Below are 13,893 nucleotides of genomic sequence, written 5' to 3' on the forward strand. Positions count from 1 at the left end.
CTTCAGATGATGGGGCGCGGCTCGGGGTCTTTCGGCAGGCCGAGGAGCCGCTCCGCCACGACGTTCAGCTGCACCTGCGTGGTCCCGCCCGCGATGGTCAGGCAGCGCGACATGAGGAAGCCGTGCAGCGCCCGCTCCCCCTTTCCCTCGCGCACGGCGCCCGCCGGGCCGAGCAGTTCGAGGGCCAGTTCCGCGACCTTCTGCTGATGGGAGGTCTGCACGAGCTTGCGGACGGAGGCCCCGGCCCCTGGTTCCGCCCCGGCCACCTGCCGCATCGTCGTACGCAGGCCGATGCAGGCGAGCGCGTGCGCCTCGGCGGCGAGCGCGCCGATCCGCGCGCGGCAGGCCCCGTCGAGCTCACCGGCGCGCTCGATGAGCGCCTCCAGGCCGGTGTCGAACGTCAGCTGGTCGGCCATGTGGACGCGTTCGTTGCCGAGCGTGTGGCGCGCGACCCGCCACCCGTCGTTCACCTCGCCGACGACCGCGTCGGCGGGCAGCAGGACGTCGTCGAAGTAGACCTCGTTGAAGAGGGAGTCCCCGGTGATCTCCTTCAGCGGACGGATGTCGATGCCCGCTGCCCGCTTCATGTCGACGAGGAAGTACGTGAGGCCCTTGTGCTTGGGGGCGTCCGGGTCCGTGCGGGCCAGCAGGATCCCGAGGTCCGCCCACTGCGCCGCGCTCGTCCACACCTTCTGGCCGTTGATCAGCCAGCCGCCGTCGACCCGCTTCGCCCGCGTCCGCAGCGAGGCCAGGTCCGAGCCCGCGCCGGGCTCACTGAACAGCTGGCACCACAGCACCTCGCCCCTGAGTGTCGGCGCCAGAAACCGCTCCTGCTGCTCCCTCGTCCCGAACGCGATGAGCGAGGGCACCACCCAGGTGGCGATCCCGAGATCGCTCACGCGCACCCCGGCCGCCGCCAGCTCCTGCTGGACGGCGAGCTGCTGGACGGGGCCCGCGCCCAGACCGTACGGCTCGGGCAGGTGCGGCGCGGCGTAGCCGGTGGGCGCCAGGGCCTTGCGTGCGGCGGCCGGATCGAGACCACGGGCCGCCGCGACGGCCTCGCGCGCCTGGTCCCGGTACGCCCGCGCCTCCTGGGGCAACTCCGTCCGCAGCTCCCGGCGCGCCCCGCCCTGAGCGAGCCGTACCGCCCGCAGCCGGTGTGCGTCGCCGGTGCCGAGCAGCTGCCGGGCAACCACTGACCTGCGCAGATACAGATGCGCGTCGTGCTCCCAGGTGAAGCCGATGCCGCCGAGGATCTGGACGGAGTCCTTGGCGCAGGAGTACGCGGCGTCGAGCGCGGCCCCTGCGGCGAGCGCGGCTACGAGCCCTCTCACCTCCGGGGGCTCGTCGGCAGCCCGCGCCGCGTCCCAGGCGAGCGCCCGCGCCTGCTCCAGGCGCACCAGCATGTCCGCGCAGAGGTGCTTGACCGCCTGGAACTGCCCGATCGGCCGCCCGAACTGCTCGCGCACCTTCGCGTACTCGGTGGCGGTCTCCAGCGCCCAGGCCGCCACCCCGCACGCGTCCGCCGCGTACAGGGCAGACGCGAGATCCCGTACGAGTGCCGCGTCGACGCCGAGCACCCGCCCGGCCGGCACCTCGATGCCGTGCGCCGTCACCTCGGCGGTGGGTCGCGTGGGATCGGCGCTCTCCTGCGTGCGCACGGTCAGCTCCGCCGCGTCGACTGCGAGCCACTCCGTCCCGCGCGCCGACTCGGCGGCCAGGATCAGCAGGTCGGCGTCTGCTCCGCAGAGCACGGGCGGTGCGGTGCCGTCCAGGAGGTACCCGTCCGCCACGGACACCGCGGTCAGCGTGCCCGCACCGAGCGCGACGGCGCCGATCCGCGCCCCGGACGCCAGGTCGGCCGCCAGGTCGACGGCTCCGGCCCGGTGCAGCACGACCGAGGCGAGGGAGCTCACCAGGTACGGCCCCGGGAGCGCCGCGCGCCCGGCCTCCTCCAGGACGACCGCGAGGTCCACCAGGTCGCCGCCCCCGCCGCCGTACTCCTGCGGCAGGTGCACCGCGAGCAGCCCCTGTTCCGCGAGCCCGTCCCAGTAGGCGGGCCTGCCGCCGGTTGTGGGCGGCGAGTCGAGCAGTTTGCGCACTTCCTCGGGCGGTACGGCGCGGGCGGTCCAGCCGCGCACCGCCCGCGCCAACTCCCGCTGTTCCTGCGTGATTCCGATGCCCATGCGCGTCCTCGCCGGTAGCAGCTTCCGGGACGGCGACAGACTAGAACACGTTCCACTTCGATGGAAGCCTGACGGCGGGTCAGATGCAGGTACGCCGCACCGGCGACCGCGCGCCACTCCTGAGCCCCCGGTTAACAACAGGTCAAGAATTCCCCTCGTACGACACCCGTCGGAATAGTCGCCCGGGGAAACAGGTTCGTACTGCACGTACCCTTGCCAGCCTTTGCACCGCCCCGGAGGCCCCACGTAATGACGCAGTCGACGACCCACCAACGCGGCACTCGCGGAGTCGTCCCCGTACTCGCCTTCGCCGGCATCGTCGTCGCGGTGATGCAGACGCTCCTGGTGCCGGTCATCAAGGACCTGCCGACGCTGCTGAGCACCACGCCGTCGAACGCCACCTGGGTCATGACCGCGACCCTGCTCGCCGGCGCCGTCTCGACCCCGATCATGGGCCGTCTCGGCGACCTCTACGGCAAGCGCCGCATGCTCCTGCTCAGCCTGGCCGTGATGGTCGTGGGCTCACTGGTCTGCGGCTTCACCGACGACCTCGTCGTGATGATCGTCGGCCGCGCCCTCCAGGGCTTCGCGATGGGCGCCATCCCGCTCGGCATCGGCCTGATGCGCGACGAGCTGCCCCGCGAGAAGCTCGGCTCCGCGATGGCCCTGATGAGCTCCTCCATCGGCGTCGGCGGCGGCCTCGCGCTGCCGCTGGCGGCACTGACCGCGCAGCACGCCGACTGGCACGCCCTGTTCTTCGGCGCGGCGGGCCTCGGCGTCGTATCGATGCTCCTGACCGTCCTCTTCGTGCCGGAGAGCACGGTGAAGGCGCAGGGCACGTTCGACGTGCTCGGCGCGGTGGGCCTCTCCGCGGGCCTCGTCCTCTTCCTCCTGCCCATCACCAAGGGCAGTGACTGGGGCTGGACCTCGGGCATGACGCTGGGCCTGTTCGGCGCGGCGGCGGCCGTCCTCGTCCTCTGGGGCGTGATGGAGCTGCGCCTCAAGGCGCCGCTGGTCGACCTGCGCACCACGGCCCGCCCGGCGGTCCTGTTCACCAACCTGGCCTCGATCATGGTCGGCGTGGCGTTCTACGCGATCTCGCTGGTCCTCCCGCAGCTCCTCCAGCTGCCGACCGCCACCGGCTACGGCCTCGGCCAGTCCATGGTCGTGGCGGGCCTGTGCGTGGCGCCGCTCGGCCTCACGATGATGTTCACGGCCCCGGTCTACGCCCGCCTGTCCGCGAAGTACGGCCCGAAGGTGACCCTCATCCTCGGCATGCTGATCATCGCGATCGGTTACGGGGCGGGCCTCGGCCTGATGAGCGCCGCCTGGCAGACGATCATCATCGCGGTGGTCGTCGGCGCGGGCATCGGCCTCGCCTACTCCTCGCTCCCGGCGCTGATCATCGGCGCGGTGGACCCGTCGGAGACGGGCGCGGCGAACGGCCTGAACACCCTGATGCGCTCGATCGGCACGTCGGTGTCGAGCGCCGTCATCGGCATGGTGCTCGCCAACACGGCGGACCACGTGGGCGGTGTCGCCATCCCCACCATGACGGGCTTCCGCACGTCCTTCCTCATCGCCACGGGTGCGGTCGCCCTCGGCCTGGTCTTCGCCCTCTTCCTGCCCTCCGCCCGCCGCTCGGTCAAGACCCAGCTCCGGGCCAGCAGCGAGGAGGACGCGAACCTGCGCGCCGCGACGGAGGCACTGGCCGGTTTCCACGGCCGGGTGCTGAGCGCGGCGGGGGCGCCGGTCGCGCGGGCGAAGGTGACGCTGATCGACCGCCGGGGACGGCAGGCGGGCGCCGCCCTCACGGACGAGGGCGGCCACTACTCGCTCTCCGTCCCGGGCGACGGCTCGTACGTCCTGGCGGCGACGGCCGCGGGGCATGCGCCGCTGGCTTCGGCGGCGGCGTACCGGGGCAACGACCGGGCCGTGGAGATGGACCTTTCGCTGCCGGGCGGCAGTGAGGTGCCGGCGTAGGGCGGGCCCCACTGGCACAAGACGGCCGCAAGCGCCGGCCGGGCTGAACTGTCAGCCCGGCCGGCGTTTCGGGTACTGAGAACTTGCCGACACGGAGCTTCTCGGGCCCGTCCGCAGCCGGCGTACGACCCCGCCTCCATGACCAGCCCGGCCATGCGGCAGCATAGGTCGGCCCACGGCCCAGACCGATCACTTTGGCGGACACCCACCGCTTTGCGGTCACCCCCGCCTTGCGGACACCCACCGCTTTCCCGAAGCCCAGGAGGACCCATGGCCCCCCAGCCCAAGCCGGAGATTCTGGCAGCCTTCGAAGCGGCCAAGGGGTTCATGCCCGTCGGTGAGGGCCTCGCCCTGTATGCCGCGGCGACGGAAGCCGCGGCGCTCGGCCTTCCGCTCCTGGAGGTCGGTACGTACTGCGGCCGCTCCACGATCCTGCTCGCGGACGCCGCACGCGAGGCGGGCGTCACCGCCGTCACCGTGGACCACCACCGCGGCAGCGAGGAGCAGCAGCCGGGCTGGGAGTATCACGATCCGGCGACGGTCGACCCGGAGGTCGGCCGGATGGACACCCTCCCCACCTTCCGCCGGACGCTGCACCACGCGGGCCTGGAGGACCACGTGATCGCGATCGTCGGCCGCTCGCCGCAGGTGGCGAAGGCCTGGGGCGGGCCGCTGGGCTTGGTCTTCATCGACGGCGGCCACACGGACGAGCACGCCACGGGCGACTACGAGGGCTGGGCCCCGCACATCGCGGAGGGCGGCCTGCTCCTGATCCACGACGTGTTCCCGGACCCGGCGGACATCATGACGGGCCAGGCCCCGTACCGCGTCTACCTCAGGGCCCTGGAGTCCGGCGCGTTCACCGAGGTCTCGGCAACCGACTCCCTGCGCGTCCTGCGGCGAACGGGAACGGGGATCTGACCGTCCGCGCCGGGCAGAGCGACGCCCTGGCCCGGCGTGATGGGCAGGCCCAGGGCGTCGTGGTGAGTCAGGCTGTTACAGGTACTCGACCAGCCAGCTGGCCGGGTTGTCGTCCACCGAGTCGCCGGCGTTCTTCTTCCACCTGTACTCCTTGTCTGTCCAGCGTTCAGTACCGCTCGAAAGCGGCACCGGACGCCGGAGGCCTGGCAGTACGCCTGCGGTCGGCAATCACCCAATCGTCGGGCCGCCGACACCCATCTGAGGCCGCTCAAACCAGCCGTAATAATGCTGAATTAACGCTTCCTTCCTTAAAGGTTGAACTAGCTGCTTATGTGCTCAGATTGGCTGAATCTGCCGTTGTGGCCGGAGATCGCGGGCAAGACCGCTGAAGGCAGGGGTGCGAACGCAGGCGGGCAGAGCGCCTCTGACACAGAGCCGACGGAGAGCCCTGGGTCCCTGCGGAGCACGTGAACGGCCCGTAAGGTGGCTGTCGTGTCGTACGTAGGTCCGGACAGCCAGCCCCCACGCCCGCCCCGCCGTTTCAGCGGCGGCCCCCTCACGGTGACGCTCGCCGCGCTGGTGCCGACGTGTCTCGCCGGGTGGCTCATCTACGAGGCGACGAGCGGCCCCGGCGGCAGTGAGCCGCCCAGAACACTTCCCGCGTCCAGTCAGTCCCCGCAGGGTTCGTCGTCCGCCGAGCCGTCCCCGTCGACGTCGACGTCCGAGAAGGACGACAAGGGCACGGGTGACGAGGCCGACGGCAAGGGGAGCGACAAGCCGAGCGCGACGGACCCCCCGAAGTCGTCCAGCCGCCCCGCCGCCTCCGGCCCCCTCAAGGGCAAGGTCGTCGTCGTCGATCCCGGCCACAACACGGGCAACGGCAAACACACCGCCGAGATCAACCGCCTCGTCGACGTCGGTACGCACCGCAAGGAGTGCGACACCACGGGCACGTCCACGAACAACGGTTACAGCGAGGCCCAGTTCACCCTCGACGTCTCGCGCCGCCTGCGCACGCTGCTCGAAAAGCAGGGCGCCACGGTCAAGTTCACCCAGGACGGCGACCGCCCCTGGGGCCCCTGCGTCGACGAGCGCGCCCGCATCGGCAACAACGCCCGCGCGGACGCGGTCGTCTCCGTGCACGCCGACGGATCGGCCGCGGGCAACCGCGGCTTCCATGTGATCCTTCCCGCATCGGTGAAGGCCGGTGCCGCGGACACCTCCAAGATCGTCGCCCCTTCGCGCGACTTGGGCGAACGCGTCGCGGGCAAGTTCCTGCTCGCGACGGGCAGCGCTCCGTCCAACTACGTCGGTGACGGCACAGGACTCGACGTACGCAAGGATCTGGGCGGCCTCAACCTCTCCACCGTCCCCAAGGTCTTCATCGAGTGCGGCAACATGCGGGACGCGAAGGACGAGGCGTTGCTCACGAGTGGTGCCTGGCGCCAGAAGGCGGCGCAGGGGATCTCCGACGGAATCGTGAGCTTTCTTCGGGGATAACGGGTTGGTTGGCCGGGGATAACGGGTCGGTACGTCTTTATGCCGAGCAGACACCCCACCCGTGCGAACGATAATGTCCTCCGTACGATGGGGGGCCACCCCCGCGCTCCGCGCCACGACCATGGGGCGAGCGACGCCTCCAACGACGAGACGACTTACGAAGGACCTGAAGTGAATATCCGCTCTCTCACTCGAGGCGACGGCGTGGTGATCGGGGCAGCGGTGTTGCTGTTCATCGCCTCGTTCCTGGACATCGTCGACCTCGAAGGTGTCTCAGACTCAGCCGACATGCCGAACGGCTGGAACAGCGGGCCGTTCCTGCTGGGTGTCACCCTGGCCGGGATCATCGGTGCTGTCTGCATCGTCGTCTCACGTGGGCTGCCGACGCCTCCGAAGGTCCTCGGCATCGACCTCGGCCACTTCGGCGTCGCCTTCACCGTGGCCTCCGCCTTGAACGCCATCGGCCAGATCTTCGACCCGGCCGGCGGGTTCGACAACATGGGGCAGTCGGGCGACAGCGGCATCGACGCCGGTGTCGGCACGATCCTCTCCCTGATCGCCACGCTGATCCTGGCTGCCGGGGCGATCCTCGCCCTGACGGTCCCCGCGTTCAAGGCTCCCCTCATGGGCGCCCCGCGCCCCGCCGCCCCCCAGCCCTACGGCGGCCAGCCGCAGGGTGGGTACGGGTACCCCGGTGCGCAGGGCCAGCCGCAGCAGGGGCAGCCGTACGGCGCTCAGCCCGGTCAGCCGCAGCAGGGTCAGCCCTTCGGCGCCCAGCCGGGTCAGCCGCAGCAGCAGACGCCGCCCCCCGGGCAGGCGCAGGCCACCGGTGACTTCTCGCCGTTCTGGTTCGCCGTGCCGGTGCCGCGTCCGCTGTACGCGGAGGACGGCTCGCCGACGCCGATCGCCGAACTGGCGCCCGGCACCTGGTACTTGGCGGTCGAGCAGCGCGGTCCCGGCCTGGTGGCCCAGACGCAGGACGGCCGTCGTGGCGTACTGCAGGACACCACGGGGATTCAGCGCGGCTGATCTCTCCCGCACCTCGCGGCCCCTCGCCCTTCCGGGCGGGGGGCCGTTGTCGTACAGTCGCCACCCTGCACCGAACTGACGTACCGTCAGACAGGATCGGGGGATGGGCATGCGCCTGGGACTCGCACTCGGTTACTGGGGGCGTGGGCCCGATCCCGGGCACGTGGCGCTCGCCCAGGAGGCCGAGCGGCTCGGATACGACTCCGTATGGACGGCGGAGGCGTGGGGGTCCGATGCCTTCACCCCACTGACCTGGATCGCGGCGCGGACCTCACGGATCAAGCTGGGCACGGCGGTCGCGCAGATGGCGGCGCGGTCGCCGGTGACGACGGCGATGCACGCGCTGACCCTGGACCATCTGTCCGGTGGACGCGTGATGCTCGGGCTCGGGCTTTCCGGGCCGCAGGTGGTGGAGGGGTGGTACGGGCGGCCGTTCCCGAAGTCGCCGCTGACCGCCACACGGGAGTACGTGGACGTGATCCGCCAGGTGCTGCGGCGGGAGGGCCCGGTCTCCCTCGACGGGCGCTTCCACTCGCACCCCTACCGAGGGGAGAGCGGCAGCGGCCTCGGCAAGCCCCTGAAGCCGATCACGCATCCGCTGCGGGCGGATCTGCCGGTGCTGCTAGGTGCGGAGGGCCCGAAGAACATCGCGCAGACGGTGCGGATCGCGGACGGCTGGCTGCCCCTCTACTGGTCGCCGATGCGGGCCGGCGTGTACGAGGCGTCGCTGGAAGGTGCGCGGGACGGCTTCGTGGTCGCGCCCATGGCGCGGGCGAAGGTCTGCGACGACGTTGCGGAGGGCTTGCTTCCGGTCAAGGCGATGCTGGGCTTCTATATCGGAGGGATGGGGCACTCCGCGCGGAACTTTCATGCGGACCTGATGGCGCGGATGGGGTTCGAGGCGCAGGCCCGGCGGATTCAGGAGCTGTTCCTCGCGGGGCGCCGGGAGGAGGCCGTGCTGGCCGTTCCTGACGCTTTCGCCGATGAGATCTCGCTGGTGGGGCCGCGGGAACGGATCGCGGAGCGGCTGGAGTTGTGGCGCGAGGGCCCCGTGACGGATCTCCTCGTGCTGGCGCCGGATCGCCATACGTTGCGGGTGCTCGCCGAGTTGAACGGCTAGGGGACCACAGGACGGGGCCCGTGAGAGACGTGCGCGGGCGCCGGACTACCCCTTCGCCAGCTCCCCCGCCGACGGCACCTTGTCCTTGACCTCCGCGCCCGCGCCCTTCCCCGCGTCCTTCACCTTGTTGATGACGTCGTCGAAGGAGTTCACGACGGAGTCCGTGGAATCGCCCTTGCGCAGCTTGGCCGGAAGGTCCTTCAGGGCGTCGATGCCCGCCGTCAGCGGAGCCACCGCCTTGGCCAGCGCCGGGTCGCCCTTCGCGTTCTTCGACGCCGCCTTCAGCCGGTTGTAGGCGAGCGTTCCCGCCAGACCCGCTTTGACCAGGGCGAACTTCCGCCCGTCGGCGCCCTTCTTGAACTTCCCTGCCCGGAAGGGCTTCACGATCCACTGGTACGTCGCTCCGGCGGCGAGGCCCGCGTTCGCCACGAACCGTGTCTTCGCGAACTTCTGCTTCTCGGCCGAGCTCGAACTCGACGGTGCCGAGGACGCGTCCGCGTCACCGCCGCCGCATCCGGTCACCCCCGCGATCAGGGCTCCGCACAGCACAGGGGCGACGAGAGACCGGCGTACGGTCGCGGCGGACGGCAACACGGGGGACCTCCGGGAGTGGACAGCCTGGGAACAGCTCTCCAGGCAGCCTCACCCCGCCCGGCGGGGCCCGCCACTCGGGCGAGCCCGTACGGGTTTCAACGGGGCCGGACCAGGTACACGGTCCTCATGTCCACCCGACAAGCACGTGGCAGCACCGCAGCGAGGGTCGTCGTCATCGTGGCTGACGTGATGGCCATCATCCTCGGCCTGTGGATCCTCATGTATCTGTTGGACGCGAACCGCGCCAACGACCTGGTCCAGTTCATCCACGACGTGGCCCGCTGGCTGGCCGGCTGGTCCCACGACCTGTTCACGTTCGACGAGGCCTGGGCACGTGTCGTCTGCGGCTACGGTCTCGCGGCGCTGGTCTACGTCTTCGTCGGCCACGCCATCGCGGGACGACTCCGCCGCTACTGAGCGGCGGAGCCGGTGGATGCCACCGCGGTCGCCGCTACCGCCCCCCGGTAGCGGTGCCGCAGCACTCCGGGGTGAGGCCCATCGGGAGGCGTTCGCCCGAGAACACCGCGCAGGTGGCCTCGTCGCCGCCGAGCGCCGCTACCGCGAGCAGCAGGGAGCCCGCCGTCCACGTCGTCAGCTCCTCGGGCCAGATCGCCTTGTCGTCGAAGACGTAGCCCGTCCAGTAGAGACCGCTCGCGGGGTCGCGCAGGTGCTGGATCGACTGGAGGATCTCCAAGGCGCGGTCCGATTCACCCAACGCCCAAAGAGCCAGGGCGAGTTCGGCACTCTCCCCGCCCGTTACCCAGTTGTTGGGGATGACGCAGCGCACACCCAGGTCCGGCACCACGAAGCGGTCCCAGCCCTCCTCCATACGGGACTTGGCCTCGGCCCCCGTCAGCGCGCCGCCGAGGACCGGGTAGTACCAATCCATCGAGTAGCGGTCCTTGTCCAGGAAGCGCTCGGGGTGGCTGCGTATCGCATGGGCCAGCGCGCCCGTCGCGAGCTCCCAGTCCGGCTGGGGCTCTTCGCGTTGCTCGGCGATCGCCAGAGCGCACCGCAGTGCCTGGTGAATCGATGAACTGCCAGTGAGCAGCGCGTCGTTGACCGGCTCACCGCTCGGCTCACGCTTCCAGCCGATCTGCCCGCCCGGCTGCTGCAGCGCGAGGACGAACTCCACCGCCGCCACCACCGTCGGCCACATGCGGTCCAGGAACGTGTCGTCGCCGGTCGAGAGGTAGTGGTGCCAGACGCCCACCGCGATGTACGCGCAGAAGTTCGTCTCGCGGCCCCGGTCCGTCACGTCGTGCGGATCCCCGTCGGCGTACGCCGCGTACCAGGACCCGTCCGGATTCTGGTGCCGGGCCAGCCAGTCGTAGGCGCGGGCCGCCGCCGCGTGCTCGCCCGCCGCGTCCAGGGCCATGGCCGCCTCGGTGTGGTCCCAGGGGTCGAGATGGTGGCCGCGGAACCACGGGATCGCGCCGTCCTCGCGCTGGACGGCCAGGATGCCCTGTACGGTCCGCGTCGCCTGATCGGCCGTCAGGACGCCCGGCAGGACCAGGTGTTCCGTCCGCTCCGGGCTCGTCACGCGTCGGTCTTCGCGTCGGCCTTCGGCAGGTGCGGCTTCGTCGCGTACGCCACGAAACTCTTGCCCACGACCGGGTTGAGCAACTGCTCCGCCACCTTCGTGGCCAGCGGTTTCTTCATGATGTCCCAGACCAGGAGCTTGTGGTACGCCCGCACCGGCAGCGCCTTGTCGTTGTCCACGCCGAACGCGCACTTCAGCCACCAGTACGGCGCGTGCAGCGCGTGCGCGTGATGCGTGCCGTACGGCTTCAGGCCCGCCTCGCGCATCCTGCCGAGCAGCTCGTCCGCCTTGTAGATGCGGATGTGACCGCCCTCGACCTCGTGGTAGGCGTCCGACAGGGCCCAGCAGATCTTCTCGGGGCCGTAGCGCGGGACCGTCACCGCGATGCGGCCGCCGGGCTTGAGGACCCGGACCATCTCCGCGAGTACGCCCTTGTCGTTCGGAATGTGCTCCATCACCTCGGAGATGATCACGACGTCGAAGGAGGCGTCGGGGAAGGGGAGGTTGAGCGCGTCGCCCTCCATCGCGGTGGCGGTCGCGCCCGCCGGCGCCTCGCCCGCCTCCTTCATCGCGGCGAACCACTTGGCGACCTCGCGGATCTCCTCGCCGTTCTGGTCGAGGGCCACCACCTGAGCCCCCCGCCGGTAACACTCGAAGGCGTGCCGGCCCGCGCCGCAGCCCAGGTCCAGGACGCGGTCGCCCGCGGCGAGCGGGAAGCGGGTGAAGTCGACGGTCAGCATCAGCTAGGGCTCCCGGAGTACGTCGGGGTGGCCGCGGGGCGGCGGCCGGATTGCGGGCCTGCGGTCCGCGCGATCGCCGCGCGGTACAGCTCTGCGGTGCCCTGGGCGGCGCGGGCCCAGGTGAATTTGGCGAGAACCCGCTCACGCCCGGCGGCGCCGAGGCGGGCCCGCAGCTCCGGGTCGCCGAGCAGTCGGTTCAGTCCGGCGGCCAGCGCGCCGGGGTCTGCGGGGCGTACCGCGAGGCAGGTCTCGCCGTCCGGCCCCGCGACCTCCGGGATCGCGCCGCCGGTCGTCGCGAGCAGCGGGGTGCCGGTCGCCATGGCCTCCGCCGCGGGGAGCGAGAAGCCCTCGTAGAGGGAAGGGACGCAGGCGACCTGCGCCGAGCGGACCAGGTCGACCAGTTCCTCGTCGGTGATGCCCTTGACGAACTCGATGGCCCCCTCCAGGCCGTACCGCTCGATGGCCTGCGCCACGGGGCCGTCCTCGGCGCGCCTGCCGACGACGACGAGGTGGGCGGCGGGGTTCTCGGCGCGGACCTTGGCCAGTGCCTCGACGAGGTAGATCAGGCCCTTGAGCGGTACGTCCGCGCTCGACGTCGTGACGATGCGCCCCGGCACCTCGGGGACCGAGGGGTCCGGCGAGAAGAGGTCGGTGTCGGCGCCGATGTGCACGACGCTGATGCGGTCGGCGCGTACACCGAGGTGGTCGACGATCTCCTGGCGCGACGTGCCGGAGACGGTGAGCACGGAGGGCAGGCGGCGCGCCACGCGCTTTTGCATGCGCGTGAACGCGTACCAGCGGCGCACGGACATCCGGCGGCGCCAGTCGGGCGCCGCGTCGAGCTCGAGGCGGCGGTCCACGGTGATGGGGTGATGGATCGTCGAGACGAGCGGGGCCCCGAGGTCGCCCAACAGGCCGTAGCCGAGCGTCTGGTTGTCGTGCACGATGTCGAACTCGCCCCGCCTGGCGCGCAGATGACGCCGGGCCCGCAGGCTGAACGTCGCGGGCTCGGGGAAGCCGCCGGTCCACATCGTCGCCACTTCGAGCGCGTCGACCCAGTCGCGGTACTCGTCGCGCTTCGGCGTGCGGAAGGGGTCGGGCGAGCGGTAGAGGTCGAGGCTCGGCAGCTCGGTGAGGCTGAGGCCTTCGAGCCCCTCGTCCAGGACGGGGTAGGGCTGCGCGCCGATCACCTCGACGCTGTGGCCGAGGCGGGCCAGCTCGCGTGAGAGGTGACGTACGTAGACGCCTTGGCCCCCGCAGAACGGGTTGCCCTTGTACGTGAGGAGAGCGATGCGCAACGGACGGTCACCATCGGCGTCCGGCCCCGTCCGGGGGCCCGCCTCCATGGCCTCAGCGGTCACTCTCGGCCCCCTTCTCCCTGCGGTTGTCCGCGAGGTTACGCCGGGACGGTAATCTAGAACAAGTTTCAGACTTGATCGTTGAATGATCGCTGATCGATCGCGGAACGAGGTTTGAATCTACCGGCAGGTAGCCGCGCTGTAAGGCCCGGATCAGGTGATTCGCGCCACGACGGGCGCCCTGCCATGCTGGCCGACCACGTAACCGGACCGGGACGACGGAACAACGGGACATATGACAGCGGAAGCCAAGGCAGCGGACGTCGCAGCAGCTGATCCGGCGTCACCGCCCCTGACCGAGCGGCAGGAGGCGCGCCGTCGCCGCATCCTGCACGCCAGCGCCCAACTCGCGAGCAGGGGCGGGTTCGACGCGGTGCAGATGCGCGAGGTCGCCGAGTCCTCCAGCGTCGCCCTCGGCACGCTGTACCGCTACTTCCCCTCCAAGGTGCATCTCCTGGTCGCCACCATGCAGGACCAGCTGCAGCAGATGCACACCACGATCCGTAAGCGTCCGCCCGCCGGTGAGACGCCCGCCGAGCGGTGCGCCGAGACGCTGATGCGGGCCTTCCGTGCCCTGCAGCGCGAGCCGCACCTGGCGGACGCGATGGTCAGGGCGCTGACGTTCGCCGACCGCTCCGTGAGCCCCGAGGTGGACACGGTCTCGCGGCTGACCACGGCGATCATCCTGGACGCGATGGGCCTGGCGGACCCGCCGACCCCCGAGCAGCTCTCGGCGGTCCGGGTCATCGAGCACACCTGGCACTCGGCGCTGATCACCTGGCTCTCGGGCCGCGCGTCGATCGCGCAGGTCAAGATCGACATCGAGATGGTGTGCCGTCTGATCGACCTGACGTCTCCCGAGGCGGCTTAGGCCGCCTTACCCGTTTGCCCGGGAACGCACGGTCTCTAACCCCTGAAT

The 13,893-nt window shown here is 71.0% G+C and carries 12 protein-coding genes; 7 read left to right on the plus strand and 5 right to left on the minus strand.

Annotation, left to right across the window (positions count from 1 at the left end):
* Nucleotides 1–2: 2 nt before the first annotated feature.
* Nucleotides 3–2,186: an acyl-CoA dehydrogenase gene (locus AB0I94_RS01845; RefSeq protein WP_363307386.1), complete on the minus strand. Its 2,184-nt coding sequence runs from the start codon at nucleotides 2,184–2,186 to the stop codon at nucleotides 3–5.
* 249 nt (nucleotides 2,187–2,435) lie between these two features.
* On the opposite strand from AB0I94_RS01845, the gene AB0I94_RS01850 reads away from it, so the two are divergent.
* The 5 genes from AB0I94_RS01850 (at nucleotide 2,436) to AB0I94_RS01870 (ending at nucleotide 8,739) form a co-directional block, all read left to right on the plus strand.
* Complete coding sequence (locus AB0I94_RS01850; RefSeq protein ID WP_363307387.1) at nucleotides 2,436–4,169, plus strand: MFS transporter; 1,734 nt, start codon at nucleotides 2,436–2,438, stop codon at nucleotides 4,167–4,169.
* Between the two features lie 270 nt (nucleotides 4,170–4,439).
* Nucleotides 4,440–5,090, plus strand: a complete 651-nt coding sequence (locus AB0I94_RS01855; RefSeq protein WP_363307388.1) for a class I SAM-dependent methyltransferase — start codon at nucleotides 4,440–4,442, stop codon at nucleotides 5,088–5,090.
* 492 nt (nucleotides 5,091–5,582) lie between these two features.
* Entirely contained in the window at nucleotides 5,583–6,590 is a 1,008-nt protein-coding gene (locus AB0I94_RS01860) for an N-acetylmuramoyl-L-alanine amidase (protein WP_363307389.1), read from the plus strand.
* A gap of 171 nt (nucleotides 6,591–6,761) precedes the next feature.
* Nucleotides 6,762–7,619 (plus strand): hypothetical protein, encoded by an 858-nt coding sequence (locus AB0I94_RS01865; protein ID WP_363307390.1) that lies wholly within the window; start codon nucleotides 6,762–6,764, stop codon nucleotides 7,617–7,619.
* Nucleotides 7,620–7,728: 109 nt separating this feature from the next.
* Nucleotides 7,729–8,739, plus strand: coding sequence for an LLM class F420-dependent oxidoreductase (locus AB0I94_RS01870; protein ID WP_363307737.1), 1,011 nt, complete (start codon nucleotides 7,729–7,731; stop codon nucleotides 8,737–8,739).
* Nucleotides 8,740–8,784: 45 nt separating this feature from the next.
* Here AB0I94_RS01870 and AB0I94_RS01875 read toward each other — a convergent pair whose 3' ends face one another.
* A complete protein-coding gene (locus AB0I94_RS01875; RefSeq protein WP_363307738.1) occupies nucleotides 8,785–9,330 on the minus strand; it encodes a hypothetical protein in 546 nt (181 codons plus the stop codon).
* Nucleotides 9,331–9,459: 129 nt separating this feature from the next.
* Here AB0I94_RS01875 and AB0I94_RS01880 point away from each other — a divergent pair, with 129 nt between their 5' ends.
* Entirely contained in the window at nucleotides 9,460–9,750 is a 291-nt protein-coding gene (locus AB0I94_RS01880; protein WP_344521026.1) for a hypothetical protein, read from the plus strand.
* Nucleotides 9,751–9,784: 34 nt separating this feature from the next.
* On the opposite strand, the gene AB0I94_RS01885 is transcribed toward AB0I94_RS01880, so the two are convergent.
* Genes AB0I94_RS01885 through AB0I94_RS01895 form a run of 3 tightly spaced genes read right to left on the minus strand, consistent with a single transcriptional unit; the run spans nucleotide 9,785 to nucleotide 12,977 of the window.
* Nucleotides 9,785–10,876: a prenyltransferase gene (locus AB0I94_RS01885; protein WP_363307392.1), complete on the minus strand. Its 1,092-nt coding sequence runs from the start codon at nucleotides 10,874–10,876 to the stop codon at nucleotides 9,785–9,787.
* Nucleotides 10,873–11,616: a class I SAM-dependent methyltransferase gene (locus AB0I94_RS01890; protein WP_363307393.1), complete on the minus strand. Its 744-nt coding sequence runs from the start codon at nucleotides 11,614–11,616 to the stop codon at nucleotides 10,873–10,875. Before AB0I94_RS01890 ends, AB0I94_RS01885 begins: the two co-directional genes overlap by 4 nt.
* Nucleotides 11,616–12,977, minus strand: coding sequence for a glycosyltransferase family 4 protein (locus AB0I94_RS01895; RefSeq protein WP_363307394.1), 1,362 nt, complete (start codon nucleotides 12,975–12,977; stop codon nucleotides 11,616–11,618). Before AB0I94_RS01895 ends, AB0I94_RS01890 begins: the two co-directional genes overlap by 1 nt.
* A 232-nt stretch (nucleotides 12,978–13,209) precedes the next feature.
* Between AB0I94_RS01895 and AB0I94_RS01900 the strand changes: the two genes are divergently transcribed.
* Nucleotides 13,210–13,845 carry a TetR family transcriptional regulator gene (locus tag AB0I94_RS01900; protein ID WP_363307395.1) on the plus strand — a complete coding sequence of 212 codons (636 nt, stop codon included), beginning with the start codon at nucleotides 13,210–13,212 and terminating at the stop codon, nucleotides 13,843–13,845.
* The last annotated feature ends 48 nt before the right edge of the window (nucleotides 13,846–13,893 follow it).

Source organism: Streptomyces sp. NPDC050147 (genome assembly GCF_040660195.1).
GTDB lineage: Bacteria > Actinomycetota > Actinomycetes > Streptomycetales > Streptomycetaceae > Streptomyces.

What these genes read in the sequence shown, in the direction of transcription:
- AB0I94_RS01850 (WP_363307387.1), top strand. Translation starts at nt 2,436, where the DNA reads ATGACGCAGTCGACGACCCACCAACGCGGCACTCGCGGAGTCGTCCCC.
- AB0I94_RS01880 (WP_344521026.1), top strand. Translation starts at nt 9,460, where the DNA reads ATGTCCACCCGACAAGCACGTGGCAGCACCGCAGCGAGGGTCGTCGTC.
- AB0I94_RS01855 (WP_363307388.1), top strand. Translation starts at nt 4,440, where the DNA reads ATGGCCCCCCAGCCCAAGCCGGAGATTCTGGCAGCCTTCGAAGCGGCC.
- AB0I94_RS01900 (WP_363307395.1), top strand. Translation starts at nt 13,210, where the DNA reads ATGACAGCGGAAGCCAAGGCAGCGGACGTCGCAGCAGCTGATCCGGCG.
- AB0I94_RS01890 (WP_363307393.1), bottom strand. Translation starts at nt 11,616, where the DNA reads ATGCTGACCGTCGACTTCACCCGCTTCCCGCTCGCCGCGGGCGACCGC.
- AB0I94_RS01870 (WP_363307737.1), top strand. Translation starts at nt 7,729, where the DNA reads ATGCGCCTGGGACTCGCACTCGGTTACTGGGGGCGTGGGCCCGATCCC.
- AB0I94_RS01845 (WP_363307386.1), bottom strand. Translation starts at nt 2,186, where the DNA reads ATGGGCATCGGAATCACGCAGGAACAGCGGGAGTTGGCGCGGGCGGTG.